This window comes from Niabella sp. CPT15-335-S11, from assembly GCF_058792415.1.
On record NZ_JBYTEI010000001.1, the window covers coordinates 466,613 to 485,195 of the forward strand.

The 18,583-nt window shown below is 39.8% G+C and carries 10 protein-coding genes and 1 tRNA gene; 7 read left to right on the forward strand and 4 right to left on the reverse strand.

Annotation, left to right across the window (positions count from 1 at the left end; all coding sequences use genetic code 11):
* The first annotated feature begins 104 nt into the window (after positions 1–104).
* The 6 genes from AC3WS5_RS01935 to AC3WS5_RS01960 all read left to right on the forward strand — a co-directional run bounded on the left by AC3WS5_RS01935 (position 105) and on the right by AC3WS5_RS01960 (position 10,905).
* Positions 105–3,218, forward strand: coding sequence for a SusC/RagA family TonB-linked outer membrane protein (locus AC3WS5_RS01935; RefSeq protein WP_492465508.1), 3,114 nt, complete (start codon positions 105–107; stop codon positions 3,216–3,218).
* 10 nt (positions 3,219–3,228) lie between these two features.
* Positions 3,229–4,764, forward strand: coding sequence for a SusD/RagB family nutrient-binding outer membrane lipoprotein (locus AC3WS5_RS01940; protein ID WP_492465509.1), 1,536 nt, complete (start codon positions 3,229–3,231; stop codon positions 4,762–4,764).
* A 281-nt stretch (positions 4,765–5,045) separates the two neighbouring features.
* Complete coding sequence (locus tag AC3WS5_RS01945) at positions 5,046–5,846, forward strand: glycoside hydrolase family 16 protein (RefSeq protein ID WP_492465510.1); 801 nt, start codon at positions 5,046–5,048, stop codon at positions 5,844–5,846.
* A 222-nt stretch (positions 5,847–6,068) separates the two neighbouring features.
* Positions 6,069–6,620 carry a GNAT family N-acetyltransferase gene (locus tag AC3WS5_RS01950; protein WP_492465511.1) on the forward strand — a complete coding sequence of 184 codons (552 nt, stop codon included), beginning with the start codon at positions 6,069–6,071 and terminating at the stop codon, positions 6,618–6,620.
* A 381-nt stretch (positions 6,621–7,001) separates the two neighbouring features.
* Positions 7,002–8,105 carry a serine hydrolase domain-containing protein gene (locus AC3WS5_RS01955; protein ID WP_492465512.1) on the forward strand — a complete coding sequence of 368 codons (1,104 nt, stop codon included), beginning with the start codon at positions 7,002–7,004 and terminating at the stop codon, positions 8,103–8,105.
* Between the two features lie 799 nt (positions 8,106–8,904).
* Entirely contained in the window at positions 8,905–10,905 is a 2,001-nt protein-coding gene (locus tag AC3WS5_RS01960) for a family 20 glycosylhydrolase (protein ID WP_492465513.1), read from the forward strand.
* 307 nt (positions 10,906–11,212) lie between these two features.
* On the opposite strand, the gene AC3WS5_RS01965 is transcribed toward AC3WS5_RS01960, so the two are convergent.
* From AC3WS5_RS01965 to AC3WS5_RS01975, 3 genes are all read right to left on the reverse strand, one after another.
* Complete coding sequence (locus tag AC3WS5_RS01965; RefSeq protein WP_492465514.1) at positions 11,213–13,471, reverse strand: alpha-L-rhamnosidase-related protein; 2,259 nt, start codon at positions 13,469–13,471, stop codon at positions 11,213–11,215.
* A 178-nt stretch (positions 13,472–13,649) separates the two neighbouring features.
* Positions 13,650–15,296, reverse strand: a complete 1,647-nt coding sequence (locus AC3WS5_RS01970) for a DUF4209 domain-containing protein (RefSeq protein WP_492465515.1) — start codon at positions 15,294–15,296, stop codon at positions 13,650–13,652.
* Between the two features lie 6 nt (positions 15,297–15,302).
* Positions 15,303–16,304, reverse strand: coding sequence for a hypothetical protein (locus AC3WS5_RS01975; protein ID WP_492465516.1), 1,002 nt, complete (start codon positions 16,302–16,304; stop codon positions 15,303–15,305).
* An 832-nt stretch (positions 16,305–17,136) separates the two neighbouring features.
* On the opposite strand from AC3WS5_RS01975, the gene AC3WS5_RS01980 reads away from it, so the two are divergent.
* On the forward strand, positions 17,137–18,252 hold the full coding sequence (locus tag AC3WS5_RS01980; RefSeq protein ID WP_492465517.1) for a Fic family protein: 1,116 nt from the start codon (positions 17,137–17,139) through the stop codon (positions 18,250–18,252).
* A 222-nt stretch (positions 18,253–18,474) separates the two neighbouring features.
* Here AC3WS5_RS01980 and AC3WS5_RS01985 read toward each other — a convergent pair.
* A tRNA-Asn gene (locus AC3WS5_RS01985) sits at positions 18,475–18,548 on the reverse strand.
* Positions 18,549–18,583: the final 35 nt, after the last annotated feature.

Here is an 18,583-nt window from a genome sequence, read left to right on the forward strand (position 1 = left end):
ATGTTTTCCTTGTAGTGGTATTGTAGGGACTATAAATTTTTTTACCGAGAAATTTCGCCTGAAATTTATAAAAAATTTAACTGTTCACAAACAAAATACCTTTTATGAAAAAGTTTTTTGAACTAACTCTCTTTTTCTTGTTTCTTTTTCATGCTTCGTTTGCACAAAATACGAAGACCATTGAAGGACGCCTGACAGACAACAACGGAAATCCTTTGGCTGGAGCAACCATCCAGGTGGTGGGTTCAGTTGTAAGCGCAATAACCAACGAAAATGGGAAATATGTGATTGCGGCACGAGAAACTGATAACCTCGAATTTACCCATATCGGATTCAGTAGTCAGATCATCCGGGTAGGAAATCAGGCTTCGATTGACGTTCAGATGGTGCCTGGACCCGGAACCAGTCTGGAAACCGTAGTGGTTACAGCCCTTGGCATTAAAAGATCGGAAAAAGCGTTGGGTTATTCTGTGCAAAAAGTTAGTGGAGAAAACCTGCAAAAGGTTGCCGGGGTGGATGTAGCGACCTCATTGACGGGTAAAGTGGCAGGATTACTTGTCAAAAACTCTCCTGATTTTGCAGCACTTCCGGATCTTACCATCCGTGGCGAGAAACCATTACTGGTCATTGATGGTATTGCTTACGCAAATAAAACGTTGAGCGATATCTCGGCGGAGGACATTGAATCCGTCAGCGTACTAAAAGGTGCTACAGCCTCCGCTCTTTATGGGTTCCGTGGCGCCAGCGGTGCTCTTATTATCACTACTAAAAATGGCAGCACAAATAAAACCGGCGTAACCATGGATTTCACCACCAACACCATGTTTACAGCAGGATATCTGGCGCTGCCCGAAAGGCAAAACGTGTACGGACGGGGTAATAATAACACTTATAATAAATATTCTGATCAATCCTGGGGAGACAAAATGGATGGTTCCGTGAAAAACCAGTGGGATCCCAAACTGATGGAATGGAGAGACTATGAATATTTGCCGGTAGGAAAAGATAACTTTAAAAACTTCCTCGAACAGGGGTATGTCACCAACAATAACGTCAATTTCGGATATCGCACTGATGTGGCTTCCCTAAGAAGTTCTTTAAACTGGACACAAAACAAAGGCCGGTATCCAAATTCTACATTAAATAAATACACCTACACGTTTGGCGGAGACGTCAACCTGGGGAAATTCCAGATGAGTTCTAACCTTGCCTACTCGCGCAGGTCTTCCCCGAATGTTGGTTCTAATGGCTATACCTCTTACGACCCAATGTATTCCCTGCTGATTTGGTCACCTTCCGATTATAATATCCTGGACTATAAAAATAACTATTGGTACAAAAGAGGTTTGGTACAGAACTTTATATACGGAGTAGATAACAAAGCCTTAAATATTAATAACCCTTATTTTGACCGGTATGAAAAAACCAATGAAATTGCGAGAGACATCTTTAATGCAGACCTCCTGTTAAGTTATAAGTTGACAAACTGGCTTAAGGCAACCGTTCGATCCGGTATAGACTTCTACAAGGAAGTTGGACAATTGAGAACCTCAATGGGTTCCTATTTAATGACCGGTAACACAGGAGTACCTGGCAATCAATACACCTGGAACGGATATAAGACAGGTGGATACAATATCGGACAGAACAATGGACTTAGTATCAACTCCGACCTGTTATTTGCGGGCGATAAAAGTGCTGCCGACTTTAGCTTTGAGTATATGGCCGGTGGTACCATCTTTTACAAAAAAGATGATAACCTGAATGCCAGTACCGTTGGCGGTTTATCAGTACCCGATTTCTTTTCCATCAAAGCATCCGTAAATCCTCCAAATGTCGGACAGAGCACAACTGCGATGCAGGTCAATTCGTTATTCGGCCGGTTGGGTATCGGATGGAAAAGAATGCTATTTGTGGACGTTACCGGGCGTAATGACTGGAGTTCTACATTGCCGAAAGAAACCAGATCCTATTTTTACCCATCTGTAGCAGGAAGCTTTGTAATCTCAGAACTCATGCCCGACACAAGGCCATGGCTGGATTTGTTGAAGCTAAGAGGTTCCTGGACTGTGTCCAAGCGGCCTGCAAACCCTTACGAAGTAAACAGTACTTATACATTAGTGAGTGGTACCTGGGGTACGTTGAATGGTGCTGACGGACCAAGCGCATTAAGAGACCCTCACCTTACTCCGGAAACATCAACTACATTCGAGACCGGAATACAGAGTATCTTTTTTAAAAACCGATTGATGGCTGACGTATCCTATTACGACAAAGCGATGCGCGACCCATTAATTTATGCGCCGTTATCACCAGCATCCGGCTACACAAGTATCTATAAGAACTTTGGAGAAGTCATCTCACGCAGAGGTTGGGAAGTTATATTAAATGGAACGCCGTTAAAAAATGATATCTGGCAATGGGATTTAGGGGCTAACTGGTCAACTTTTAAAAGAGTTTACGTAAAACTGGATTCCCTGTACTCAAGTAAAAAACCATGGATAAAAGTTGGGGAGCGTGCCGATGCCTATGTTTTGAGGGACTTTTTGAGAGACCCAGGTGGAAACCAGATTTTCGACAATGGTCGTTTAAAATATAGTTCTTACGATTCAAGATATGGTTTTTGGGATCCGGATTGGATATGGGGGCTGAACAGCACCCTGAGGTACAAAAACCTAAGCCTGTACCTGGCATTTGACGGTGTTTCAGGAGGATTGATGAACACCAGAACTGAAAGCTACATGTGGCAGGCAGGTGTGCATCCGGAATCCTTGACACCCGAGAGAGAGAAGGATGTAGCTACACCAAACTCAAAAAATTATATTGGCCAGGGTGTTAAAGTAACTTCAGGGACTGCAACCTTTGATAAAAATGGAAATATTACCAGTGACACACGAGTGTTTGCACCAAATGATGTTCCTTCCACCTACAAACAATATACGCTTGATCTGCACAGTAGCAGCGCCTGGGGTGGTGCGGGCAGTCCCGCTGATACTTACTCGAAGACTTTCGTAAAACTCCGGGAAATTTCCCTCACCTACAATTTCCCCCGAAATTGGCCAGGCGAATATATTAAAGCTGCTTCGGCAAGTATAGTAGGTCAGAACGTGTGGCTTAAAGCAAAGAATTTTAAATACTCTGATCCCGATGGAGGATCGGAAGATTTTGCGGATCCCGCAGTAAGATATATCGGCTTTAATATCAAGTTCACCCTATAATCATTACAGTATGAAAACTATAAAATACTCAGTCATTCTTTTCTTCTGGCTCGTTTTTGTTACTTCATGCAGCAAATTCGATGATATAAATACGAATCCGAATGTACCCACAACGGTGACTTCGGGTATGCTGGCGACACAGCTTCTGAAAAATCATTACAGGTTTTGGAATCCGAATCCCACTGATTTTGGTACGGGAAATCTCTGGACAAAGCATATTGCAATTTTAGAAACAAACCCTAATCCTTATCAGTATTATTATTCCTACTGGCCTTATGGTGATTTTGGATCCATGTCCAATATCCCAGAATTAAACAAAATGGTGGAATTCTCAAAAGATTCGCCGCTAGAACCTTCCTACCGGGGATTGGCGCTATTCTTAAAAGCCAGCTACGGCTATTCCATGACGCTTGATATGGGCGATGTACCATATTCAGAAGCTGGTAAAGCAAATGAGGGTATATCCAGGCCCAAATATGATAAACAGGCTGATGTGTTTGCACAAATATTAAATGACCTGAAATCAGCGGAAGAACAATTTGCTAAAGGTAAAAATTTCGATGGCGATATTATGTATGGGGGCGATGTTACAAAGTGGCGGAAACTTTGCAACGCGATGCAACTACAGATTTTACAATTATTGAGCAAAAAAATCACTGCGGAACAGAAGGCTCGTTTTTCAGCAATAGTGGCAGCCGGGAATCTGATGACAGGCAATTCAGATAACTTTCAATTACAATATTCCGATAATCCAAATTCATCACATCCGTTTTGGGGTGGAGAAAACCGGCGGATAAATATTGCTGTCTCCAAGACTACCGTAGATGTTTTAAAAAGCTGGAACGACCGCAGGTTGTTTTACTTTGCAGAGCCCGCACAGACGTTGATAACCGCTGGTAAATCGGAATCAGATTTCGATGCATACCAGGGGGCCCCAACAGAACTATCCGCGGAAACATTAACTAACGGCAAAGAAAAAGGTTTGTATTCGTTGCTCAACAAACGATACCCGCTTTTAAGAGCTGGTGACCCGATGTTCAGATTCACCTATGCAGAACAATGTTTCATCCTCGCTGAAGCAGTGGAAGAAAATTGGATAACTGGTTCTGCAAAAGATTACTTTGAAAAGGGAGTTAAAGCGATTTTGAGTTTCTATATGGCGCTCTCGTCCGCGACCCCTGCGAACCTTCACGGAATGGCGATTAATCAAAATTATATTAATAACTATTTCACCGGAGAAGCTGCCTACAAGGAAAGCGCTTCGAAAGCCGAAAGGATAAAACAGATTATTACCCAAAGGTGGCTTTTGGACTTCTTCCAGGGTAATTCGGGATTTAGCTACAGAACTTTTCTCCGGACCGGATATCCTGCGTTCACGTTAGACCCCAATACCAGCATGAACCCGGATAATAAAACGGTTTATCCGAAACGGTGGAAATATCCAACCAACGAGCAAACCACCAATCCCGTTAACTATCAAAAGGCTATTGATGAACAGTATGGCGGATATGATGGAATTAACGGAGTTCCCTGGTGGCTGAAATAAGCGGGAATCTAATGCAGCCCGGGGTCTGATATGCCCGGGCTGCACTATGCTGAAATACTTATATCTTTTATTCTTATTTATTGTGAGCAAACGACAATAAAATATTCTTGCGAGCTTGTGTTATCGAAATAACAAGGCAACAGGCCCGTTAAGAAGCGTAATAAATCTTTACCTGAATCTCTCCAAACTAAGGTCTTTTCCCCGAATCCGTTACAAAGAATATGAGAATACTGGCCAGGTTAGTCAGACCGGGAAACAGATAACCAAAAAATCTCAATAAAATGTATAAACTAATATTTGCTCTTTTCGTTTCATTAATGGTTTCCTCCTGCAAAGTAGCCCAAATTAACGATCAATGGAACATGGTTTGGTCTGATGAATTCAACTATCAGGGATTGCCCAATGATCAAAAGTGGAACTACGACACGATTGGTAACAGCTATGGGTGGGGGAATGGCGAGGCACAGTGGTATACTTATGCTGACCGGGAGAATGCGTTTGTGAGTGACGGCACATTGAAAATCAAAGCCATCCTTGAAGATATAAATGGTAAAAAATACTCTTCCGCGCGACTCACCACAAAAAATAAGGGTGACTGGAAATATGGCAAAATAGAAGTGAGAGCGAAACTACCGACAGGAAACGGCACCTGGCCGGCAATATGGATGTTGCCAACCGACTGGGTTTACGGCGCATGGCCCAACAGTGGGGAAATCGATATTATGGAACACGTGGGTTCAACACCCGATACTGTTCTTTCCACATCCCACTCGAAAGCCTTTAACCACATGATAGGCACACAAAAAGGAAACAAGTTATACCTCGCCACGGCTACCACAAAATTTCATGTATATACTCTTGAGTGGGATGAAAAAGAATGGAGCAGTTATGTGGACGGGAAAAAATATTTCACCTATAAAAATGATGGGACAGGCGCTGATGTGTGGCCTTACGATCAGCGGTTTCATCTTATTCTAAACCTGGCAATCGGTGGTGGTCTGGGTGGCCGAAAGGGAATTGATAACGGCCTTTTCCCACACGTTTTCGAAATAGATTATGTCAGAGTCTACCAGAGAAAATGACAGGACTTCAACGGTAATAGTAACCTCCCCCCATAATCAAAAGCGGCTTTTATTATTGAATCGGGATTTGGGGAAGTGGTAGGCCTTTTCTGGGTAACACCCAATTTTCTCTCACCAATGAACCTTATAATGATACAAGTTGCAAATATACATTTCGTATATTTATGAATTAGCCGTCGGGGCGATTATGAGCGCAGATTCTAATAATTCAAAAACAGCGGAATGTTAAATAAAACTTTCATACCTTTTCCAATTTTGAAAACGAAAAGGCTCACCCTCCGACAATTAGAAATTAATGACGAACAGGAAATTTTCATTTTACGCGCCGACAGTGAAATAAATAAATATCTTGACAGACAAGTAAGCAATACTATTGATGATGCAAGGAATTTTATAAATAAGGTTAATGAGAATATCAATAAAAATAATTCTCTATATTGGGCAATAACTTTGAATGACAATAACGTATTGGTCGGGACCATTTGTCTTTTCAGCTTTTCCGATGAAAATGACAAATGTGAAATCGGCTATGAACTTTTGACAGACTTTCAAGGACAAGGAATAATGAGGGAGGCTGTAGAAAAAGTCATTGACTATGCTTTCAATACACTCAAAGTTCAGGAAATTGAGGCATTCTTTCATAGGGATAACCTGAGTTCGATCTGGCTGCTGGATAAATTTTCCTTTAAGCAATCAAATGAATTCAATGAAGCAACTCCTGAATTATTATGCTACCATCTAACAAGAACAACTTCAATCGACGATCTTAAATAAAAAACTCGCTGAAAGACCCGAACGGTCAATGTGGATTCCACTGGTGTAAGCTCCTCCATTGCCCGGCCATAAAAAAATTAGAGTTGCCAATAACATAAGGTCAATTATTTGGGTGGTGATTATAGTTATTGTTATAATAATAGGGTTTATTATTTATTCAGTTTCCGGTGTGGAGGGTTTGCTTAGATGGCTTAAATAGTGACTTAGAAAATATGGACTTACGCCTTGCCGGGTTTACTCCATTCCCTCAACCGCTTCTCCATCTCCGCCACCAGCACTGGGTTATTTTGAAAACCAATATTGGATTGAATTAATCGCTGAAGTTTAGTAGAGGCTTCTTTAAAACTTAACAATTAAACATTTAAACATTAAATGATTATAATGAAACAACTGTTTTTCTTCGTATTCTTATTTTTTATAGGAATAAAGAGTTATGAGCAGACTAATCTCCCTTTGACAAATAAAAAAGTTGACACATTTATTAACAACAATATGAAAGCCCTTAAAATACCTGGGTTGGCTGTTGCGGTTATTAAAAGCGGCAAAATTGTAAAACTTTCTACCTACGGGTTAGCCAATCTTGAATGGGATACTAAAGTGACCGAACACACCAATTTTCAAATTGCGTCCTGCACCAAACTCCTAACATCGACTCTGTTACTCAAAGCCCTAAACGACAAAAAAATAAGTTTGGACGACTATGTTGAAAAATATATCGACAGTATTCCTTCGACGTGGGAGAGTTTACAAATAAAACATCTTGTAACACATTCAAGTGGGCTGAGGGAATTTAGGGGGGACAATTATCTTTCTACTGCGGCGGTTGTAAAAGCAGTTAAAGATTCAACACTTGAGTATGCTATAGGCAAAGGGCAACATTATGCACAGATTGATTTCATGCTAATGGGTTACATTTTAGAAAAAATTTACGGCAAGCCACTTACTACGCTTATAAATGATAAAATAGCTATTCCATTAAGAATGAAAGACGGCGGTTACGATATGGAACAAAAAGTTGGAAGTTTTATGAGAACCAATTTGATAAAACAAAGGGCAACTACATATTACGATTTAGGCGGCAAAACAGTAGCCTATAAATTTTTATACCCCAATTACTATTACACTGCGGGTGGCTACTTTGCGTCTATTAGCGACATGGTAAATTGGGTAATCGGTCTTGACAAGGAAGTATTATTCGCTAAAAGTTTTTCTGACAAAAATATATTTGAACGTGATAGCGTTGGACATAAAATTTCAAGTTACACAAAAGTTGGTTGGATTTTAGAGAGTGAAAACGGGGTAACATATGCAGGACACAGCGGCGGACCAGGGCTTGCTGATATACTAAGATTTCCGAAAGAAGAATACACATTTGTCGTACTTTCAAATGATGGAGAATTGTTGCCGGGTTTTGCAAGAGCAATAGCCTCCTTTTATATTACTAAATTATCATCAAGGTTAAAAATAGAGAAATTTGATAGGTAAAGATTAAAAGGTGACAAAAATTACTGCAGGCAACAACGTAGGCTTCGTCGGGTGCAACACACCAACGATGAAGCCGGATGTTGCACGGAACCTTCGGTGGCCGGTGCAATAATTGTGGGATTCAATAGAAGGAAAGACGGGATAACGGTTGCCGGAGCGGCAACGGACGGAAAGAACTTCAGAATTCCACAGCACAATTGGGTGCATTGGTTACCTTAACTGACATGCATCAATTTGTAAAACTCTGTATTTGAACTGACAAATAACCTTAATTGAAGGGATTGAGCTTGTCGGATCAAATATTTTCTTAGCATCTTATGGACTATCGCTTTTGGGTAATCTGACCAAATACTATAGCTCGGCATCTACCGAGACAAAATCTAAAATGATTGATTCGATATTTCCGGAAAATTTGATTTACGAAGACGGAAAGCATTGAACCACTAAAATCAATGAAGTTTTTTCGAATATTTGGTGAGTGACAAGGCGTTCCAAAAACAAGAACCCGGCAAAGATGCCCGGCTGTCAAGAGTAGCTCCCCCTGCCCCGATTGAATCGGGGCGACCCCCTGTAGGATGCTCGGATAAAAGTACGGAGTGAAGTTTCGGAGTAATCTCGCTCCTCTCTCTCACGCTACCGTGCATGCTTTGACGCCTACAGCGGTTTTACTAACCTGTTAACGTTGGTGGTTCGCGCTTAGGAAGGTTTTATCGCTGGACTTCTCAGACCAATGCAGGCCACCTGAAAATTAGATTTCTTAATTTCGTCCCAATTAATTACTTGTCAAACTAGACACTCCATGAAGATATTTTTGATCACCTTGTTCATTTCCCTTTTTAACCTGGCCAATGGCCGGTTAACGCAGCGCCCTTCCCTGATCCCTCTGCCACAGGCAGTACAGTGGAAATCAGAGCAGTTCGACATGAGCAACTGCAAAACGTTTTTTGTATCTGATGCAAGCCTTTTAAGCGTGATGAAAAATAATGATCTTCTCTCCAGGACAAATTTACAAATAAGAATAGCGGCTCCATCCCACTTCCAAAAGAACTATATCCGGTTGGCTTTGGAAACCGTGGATGCACCAATAGGTAAAGATGAGGCTTACATATTATCAGTTGATAAAAACGCCGTGATCTTAAAAGCTAATTCAGCTCATGGCATCTTTAATGGTTTGCAAACAATCCGGCAGCTTACCTCAAATAATAAAATACTCGGGTGCTCGATAAAAGATTACCCGGCCTTTTCGTGGCGCGGGTTCATGATCGACGCAGGCAGAAACTTTCAACCCCTGACGCAAATTAAACAACAGATTGATATCATGAGCCGGTACAAACTGAACGTATTTCATTTTCATCTTACAGAGCACATTGCCTGGCGTTTACAGATCAAAAGTTACCCACAGCTCACCGCAGCCGAATATATGCAAAGAAACAAAGGAAGCTTTTACTCGATATCTGAAATGCTGGATCTGATAAAATATTGCCGTGACAGAAATATTTTATTGGTTCCCGAAATTGACATGCCGGGGCATAGCGCGGCTTTTACACGTGCGATGGGCTTTGATATGCAATCACCACAGGGCCTCGAAGTTGTGAAAAATATTTTGCGCGAAGTGATTAGCACCTACAACCTGCCATACATACACATAGGGGCCGACGAGGTCGTAATCACGAATCCAAACTTTATTCCGGAAATCGAAAGATTGGTCGGCTCTTTAGGGAAAAAACTGATTGCTTGGAATCCTGGTACAAGTAACGGCCCCAAAACCATTCGCCATTTATGGAAATGGGAAGAAGCTCAAAAGTCCAATCAGGCTATCATAAAGATCGATTCACGGACACTGTATTTTAGTGATATGGATCCGCAAAGTACCGTGGTAACTATTTTCAACAGGAGGTTCTTAAAATCGGCACATGGAGATGAAAATAATTTGGGCGCTGAAATTTGCATGTGGGCGGACCGCGCAGTTGCTAATGAAAAAGATCTTCTGAAACAGAATGCGGTGTATCCGGCCATACTTGCCTTCTCCGAAAGAAGCTGGAGGGGCAAAGGTTATGATGGTATAGTATTTCATATCGGTGATCTACAATCGGAACGTGCCAGGGCGTTTAAAGAATTTGAAAGCCGGCTATTGGTGCATAAACAGAAATACTTCTCGCAGCTCCCTTTTAACTATGTGAAGCAAACGCATTTCAAATGGAAATTATTCGGTCCATTCCGCAATAATGGGGAACTCTCGAAGTCTTTCTGGCCGGAACAAAAACCAACAAGACTAGCCCCAACACCAGGTAGCTTAAATGCTACGGGAGGAACGGTTTGGCTTTGGGCAACGCATACGAATTTTGAGGCATGGCTTCCTGATCCGCAACAACAAACAACCTGGTATGCTTACACAAGATTCTGGAGTGATAAATCCGAAATTGTAAACTTCTGGTTAGACACAAAAGACCAGTCCAAGTCTGGCGCAGATGCCACCCCTCCTTCAGGCGAATGGGATTACAACAAAAGCAGGATCTGGATCAACGAAAAAATAGTTTCACCACCGAGATGGAAATATCCGGGAAGAAAAAGCGGACTATTGGAAGAACCCCTTATTGATGAAATGCATTACATCCGCCCGCCGCAAAAAATAGCGGTAAGAAAAGGATGGAATACGATTTTAGTCAAACTACCTGTTAATGAATTTAATCCCGATAAAGACTGGCAGGAACCTCCCAAACTGATGTTCACTGCGGTGCCTGTCAAAAAAAGTAATGGAATCAATTGGGAAGCCATCGAATATAAGACAAGCTTGTTCTAATATCATCTTTTGTTCCAGCGGACGTATAAAAATCAATATTAATTCTTAACCCTCAATAAGCAGAAATAAGTTTACACTACACCCCTGCTTTATCTCTGACCCTGAACTTGTAAGTTGTTATCCCTTTTCTTCAAGATGTTGACCAATCCCGGATAATACGCCAAAGCAGCACGGCGGGTAACATTCGGTTTTTCGTTAGCAGGGGGAGACAAGTAAATTCTCGTCGGTGCTGTATATAATCCACCCTGCTAAATCCAAAATTTCTGGCTTCAATATTAATTGGAGTTTAAATTTTCCAGTCACGAGACTACAATGCAGTCAGTATATATTTGCCAGACCCAGCCCTTTTTACAAAACAATAATTATCCTTTTTTACGACTTTGATTTTTCGATCGTTCAAATAGACGTTCTTCTTGAAATACTCATCGGGTAAATAAATGTTTGCAATAATATTTGGAGGTAAATCAACCTCCATTCTAAAGTCATTTTCATTACGATTGATAACGATAAAAATGTCGCCCCGAATAGTTGGTATTTTAGTAGAAACGAAAGTCAGTCTTCCGATTTCAGGTTTTATATCAATTTCTTCAAACCCAGGCTTAACGCTTTCGACTCCAACCAGCTTCCTAAAAAGAATGTTCGCAGGTGCAGCGCCCCAAGCGTGGTTCCAGTCCTGATTTGGCTTGTAAATACTATCCCAGGCCTCCATTGTCATAGTTGCGCCTTCACGAATCATATTATACCAACTTCGTTTGTTTTTTGAAACAAGCAGTCTCAAAGCGTCTTCAGGTGCTCCAATTTTATAAAGTGCTTCCATAAAGAATTGAGCGCCATAAACACTACAGTCCATCCCTTTTGATAGTAAAAATTCTCTTACGTATTTAAGATTTTGCTTGGGGACAAGATCAAAAGCAAGCGCAAACATGTTTGCATGAAGTGACGAATGATTTGATCCTTCTCCATCAACTACTAATTTCGATTTCGGATGAATTAGCTTGCTTTGAAATGCGTTTTTTACCCGATTTGCTCTTTTTCTGAAAAATCTGGCATCCTTATATTTACCTAAATCGAATGCAATTTTACTCATTAAAACCAATGCATGATAATGATAAGCGTTGACAACGCTGTTGACATCTGTAAATTCAAATTTGTCTGTTTCTCCCAGGGGCCAATCAACGATGTCCCTTAGTTGGCTCCCTTTAAAATAAATGGCATTCATCAATGAATCATTTTGCTTCCCCGTCCGGGTACTTATTAACCCATCCTCCCGGGAAAGTGGCAGCAAAAGCTTGGCATTTAAATCGTAATAATAGTGTTGCAGAGACCTTTTGTTTCCCGTATACAAGTAATCATTCCAGGCAATCAAAACACTCTGTAGGATCCACTCGGTTGGCCAGGTTGCATTTTTTATCAGATATTCATGAGACCTCCGTGCTAAACTAAATTCATCATCAGTCGCATAGTGAGATAACTGGTTTATCAAAGCGTCAGCTTCGTAGGGAATCCGTTCGCGATCCCCGTCGATATATATTCCGGTAAAACTTGTAGCTTTCATCGTGTGATGACATAATTCCCAAATTTGATTTAACACACTATCTGAGGATCTGAACATTGCAGCGTTATCCCGAAAAGGGTAATGAACCATATACCTATTTATATTACTGGCAAAAAGAGAATCTTTATAATCGCTTATAAACACATACCGAAATGGCATTACCTCGCCGATGTAGGAAGGCATTTTGATGGCCGCTAAGCCGGTATTCCGTTTATCTGCTTTAAATATTATGGGATAGACTGTTTTGCCGGGGCGAACTTCTATTTTATATTTTGCGTAACGGATACTCCCTCCGGGCCTTGAATCCACAAAACCAGCACTATTTAACTTTTCTCCGAATTCAATTGTAATACTATCTTTTCGTTTAACGTTTGGTAAAACCAGCTCAAGTTGGGCAAATGCATCCTTTCCAAAATCAATCAGATAGGAATCCATTTGCATTTTCTGGATTTTTGGCGGTAATTGGAGCGTTTTTTGAAGTGGATAAAAGGAAGTTGTATAGTCTTTTAGCCGGGAATCCGTCGCAAACGCCTTATGCTCAGAAAATGGCGTAAGCCCCATATTCGTTGTAGTTCGCACTTTCCAATAATAAATTCTATTTGGCTCCAGATGTTTACCGTTAAAAGTTACCGAAATATTATTTCGTGAAGGAACTACACCACTATCCCAAACGTCGCCCTTATTATTTAGAATATTTTCTACACTTGAAGCCACAAGGATTTGGTAATCCTTCTGAAACACATTCTCCCTTTTATCATTCAGAATCCAGCTGAATGATGGGCGTTTACTACCAATCTTTACTATTTGGAATTTCGACGTATCTGAGAAATATAATTCAAGCGATTTATTTGATGACACGCCATTTTCCCAAATTTTGTCTGTATTTTCCATTAGATCAACCCTGAGTCGGGTTGGCGCTTTTATCTCTTGTCCCCAAACTGCATAGGAAACTCCGCAAACTATCAAGAAGACCAAACAAAATCTTTGTATTAACTGCACTTTAAGTTTCATCTCATTTTTTTTACCATTTCAATTGAACCATCGTATAGACTGATGGGTCGGTTTCAATAATTAAATTATCCCCAATTACTGCCAGGAAATTCTTTCGTCCTGATAAATTGCTATGTTTTTGCAGTCATCCTCTTTCTTTAATGTAGGCTTTCTCAACTATCGAAACAGCCATTGCCTTCTATTCAGCGTTCTTTTTATTCATCTTTGGAAAAAATAAACGCACATCCTGCAGCATTTTCAATGTTAGCCACCATAAATACAATCCATACTCTTTAAAGAAAGCGCTTGCTTCCAGTCCGTGGGAAAGGTTATTTCTAAAGTTTATATCATTGCCGTCCACTAGAAAACTTTCTAATTCATCCAAAAGATCGGGATCGGCTAAGCCCAACTGCCTCAACTTTTTAATACACCCTCCCATCAGACTTTCGTGCTGAACTTCTTCTGAAAGCTGCCTAAGTGTAGCTCCACTAAGAAGGCCCACATGCCGAAGGCTGTTTTCCAACTGAGGAACAATTAAATGACTAAAGATTACGAAATCATTTAAAAACCCTTCTGTTAAACCAACTTGATAAAAATCCCTACGGTCGTCCGGAATAAAAGGACTTTGAACCAACGTGTCGATAAAAGAAAGATCAAACGGCTCGTAACTATCCATTTTCTCTTTAATCGTCTGTATTAAAACAATCATCCGATCTCGGACGTGTTGTCTCATCCAAGTTTGTTTGGCAGCAGCGGAATCTTTTGAAGCAATTCGAAAACCATCCGCGTTTAGTTTGACAGTCTTGGGAAAACTCCTGACATAGAAAAAATTTTCAGATGGTAAACTTTCACGAAAACGCTCAGCAGGAGGCAAAGGGATCAATAACAACTGGTTTAACGCTGATTCAAAACTATCAATACCCATTCTGGAAACAATTTCTTTAGTTTCATTCAAATCGATTTTCATGTTATACCTAATACCGACAATTTTCAACATCTCCTGATCACATTTTTGCTCCAGTATCAGCTTATTTTCTAATCGTTTCCGAAGCTCTTCACAGCCACCAATCGTTTTAATTGCCTGCAATCCATTCCAAAATATTCTGGACAAATTAGGGTAATAAATATTGGACTTTTTCCGGCTTACGTGCCAATCGCCTTCCATCTCATAATTTTCAGCAAGTCTGATTCTTTCCTCTTGCATATCTAATATACCAATAGTTCGAAGGTATTCAATACACTTCCTGGACAAGTTAAATTTTTGATTCGTATTGCAATCTCTAATCCTTTCTTCGATAAATTCCACGATCTCTTCTCTGTATGTCTCTTCATCAAAAACAGAGATCATGTGGCGTATTAGTGGGAACGAGAGAAAGTTAAAGTCAGCTTTTTTCAGCGCATCCATACAGACATCAAAAATCTCCTTTTGCCGAGGTTTGAATTTGCTTTTAAGATATTTTACCAGTTCAATTGCTCTAGCTAAGTACGTTATAACTCCTGTTAAATCGGAAATTTCTCTATATGAGTTATAAAGCCAGACAACGTTATTATATAATAGCTTTTGATCTGCTTTTACCACTAGGTCTAAACTCTTAGTCCAAACTTCCAAGTTTCCCATCCCTTCCACAGCAACAATATGTTCTAGCATCTTCAGTTCATCCTCTGTAAACGACTCCTTGATCTTAAGCCCATCCAACTCATCCAAATCGATAAATAGTATTTTGTTTATCAAATGTGCAAGATTATAATCAATCAATCCGTTAACAGAGTCCTGTATCAACTGGCTGCTGAGTTCATAGCCAAACATCCTGCTTTTCAATTTATAATTTTCATTTCCTGAAGTCATAATTTATTAAGTAAATAATAACGAATTGAAATAATTCTCAGCATCAAACTTGTCAGTGATAAAGGCTCTATCTTTTCCTAATACTATTTTTTGCATTATTTTTCTAACAATATCATCTAGTTCAATGCTGGCTCTCGCTAACGCTTCATTTTCTCGGTAAGATTTTTTAGTCAATTGGTTCCCATGTATATAATCGGATCTAATGTTATAGCAATTTTTCACTATCTCAAAAATTCCAAGTTTTTCATCTCGATTCCTGCCTAAATAATAGGCAGTACGTTCGGCAGTTTTGTGACTAATCTCAGAAGTCTGACTTGACATCAAGGATTCCAAAAAGCTTATATAAAGAGTTATTTTAGATAAAAGTATAGACGTCATCCTCGCATTAGCTAATAATACGTCAGCTCGCTGAAACCTATTCAATGAATTATATTTCACGGCATTTAAAAAAGCAGTATTCCCCTTCATATCTTGTAATTTAGGTTTGGTATGCAATTCATCAAGTAAGTCAACTTTCAAACATTCGATCTCCTTAACCTTTTCCAAATCGGTCATTGTGATTTTTTTAATTTCTCGTTTGCCGTTTGCATTATAAATAAATGAATAATTCTTAACAACAGAAGATTGTTTGGTATCACGTAAAAATATATACCCATATTCGACACTTGCGCAACAATCCTTTAAAAACCATAAATCACCCAAAAAACTAATTAGCGATAATTGAAAACTGAAACCGATTTCCTTTATCATTTCGAAGTTTTTTTCGTTTGAATCAGATGGATCCAATAGAAATTCCTTTTCTATGAACGCAAAAGTATTTCCATTAAGAAGATTCTCCATGTTAATTTCACCAAATAAAGTAACTAAATCTACCAACTCCTGTTTATCATTAAAAACCACCTTTGGGTTTTTTGTTAGGGTAATGTCATGTTTAGAAATAGGAGTATTTTCTTGATCAATTTCTAATCCGTATAATTCCCAAAAAAATAACACGCTTATTTTTTTCATTTTTTACTTTTTTGCAAGTTACTGTTTTAGAAATTAGTTCGAAAAGCCGCTTTTATATCTTTTTGGACCTTTAGGTCTTCTATTCCGTTCAGTAATTTATCTTGAAGGCGGTTATTAAGAGCCCCGAAGACGTATTTCTAAAATCCCATGGTGATAATCTGAAATCAATGACATATAAGGTCAGGCAACTGTCCCAATCCAGGGCCCTCGCACCATCATCGCATGGTTGGGAAAAAAGTCGGCAGAACCACTTTTTATACATTGATGCTTATGGACAACTCCGTGATAATATATTTTCTGTTTAGGCTTTTGATTAAGTCACCACCGACCTTCATTAGTGATTAGCTTTAATCCTTTACAATCATTACGAAAGATACTGAGAATGCGAAAGATACTGAGAACCCAACCTGTTGATAAATAAAAAAGCACCTACATTTTTGCAAGTGCCTGATTTTCTTCGTTCGCCCTGCCCCGATTTGAATCGGGGCGACCCTCTGATGGTTTACAGTTTACTCAATAAAAAAACAGCTACACAATGTCGATGTAACTGTTCGTTTCTTTGCTCCTTTTCTTCGACTTCAACCGGGAGTCGCTGGCCATACAAATAAAATCGAATTTATACGCCCTCATATGCAAACGCAAAACCAACTTTTCCCCTCCCATTATTTTACCGCCGATAAAATCTCGTCTGTTTTCCCGTTTAATTTATCTTTATACCAAATTGATATTTAAACATTGAATACTTCATAAACGATTGGGCTCAGTAAAATTTAAGAATAATATTTTTGCAGGTGATATCGTCAACAAGAGCGAAAAATTAAAAAAATCCCTTATGCAATTTAAAATACCATTATTACCCATACCGGGGGATTTAGAAACTAAACCGGTTTTAAAACAGTTAGCAGCCGCTCACCGGCATTTAGCATTGCTCAATGGCAGATGTGCCACTATACCTAATGAAAATATCCTCATTAATACGCTTTCTCTACAGGAAGCAAAGGAAAGTAGCGCCATCGAAAACATCATTACCACACATGATGAGATATACAGGGCAGATTTGCTGGAAAGTTTTGTCAATGATGCTGCTGCAAAAGAAGTAACCAGGTATGCACAGGCTTTGCGTCAGGGATTCCAAGAAATCAGAAAGAACAAACTCATTACCAATAAGCACATTCTGCAAATTCAACAAATGCTGGAGCAAAACGATGCAGGATATAGAAAAAATGTAGGAACGGTACTCAAAAATGAACGTACCGGGGATATTATATATACACCTCCGCAGGATTATCCTACTATTGAGCGATTGATGGACAACCTGGTTCAGTTCATCAATGACGAAGCTTTAAGCGACCTCGACCCGCTTATCAAAATGGCTATTATCCACCACCGCTTTGAAACCGTACACCCTTTTTATGACGGCAACGGACGCACCGGCAGGATTATCAATATACTATACTTGGTTAAAGAAGATTTGCTCTCGCTGCCTATCCTATACCTCAGCCGATATATCATTCAATACAAGGGAGACTATTATCAGCTATTGCAACAAGTACGTACCGATGGCAATTGGGAGCCTTGGCTGCTTTTTGTACTTAAAGGAATAGAAGAAACGGCTAAGCAAACCCTGCATCTGATAGACGGCATCAAAGACCTGATGCAGAATTACAAACAACGCATCCGCACGCAACTACCAAAACTCTACAGCCAGGATTTGTTGAACAACCTGTTCAAGCATCCTTATACCAAAATAGAGTTTTTGGAGAAAGATTTGAATATAACCAGACAAACAGCAGCAGCATACCTTAATAAGCTGGCAGAAACGGGTTTTTTGTATAAAATGAAAATAGGTAAAAGCAATTATTATATGAATGATTCATTGTATCAGTTGTTTTTGAATGGCGTGCCACCTGCACAGGCTTTTGACCTCGTAAAAACCATAAATACTTGAAATGGGGCGTCAATAAGTTAAAAAACCGTTTTTCCTAACGCAGCTTTCAAATTATGTCAAATTTCCCCGATTTTCTTAACGCGTCAATAAAACGTGTTAAAAAAAAGTATTTTTATTAACACGTTGTGTCGATCATGTAAAAGCAAACAGCATTTTTCGATATGTTCCTTCAATACGATCAAAAAAAGCACCTACATTTTTGTAAGTGCCCGATTCTCTTCGCTCCCCCTGTTGGACTTGAACCAACGACCCTCTGATTAACAGTCAGATGCTCTAACCAACTGAGCTAAGGAGGAATATGTCTTCAATTTGTTATCGCTGTCTGAACCAG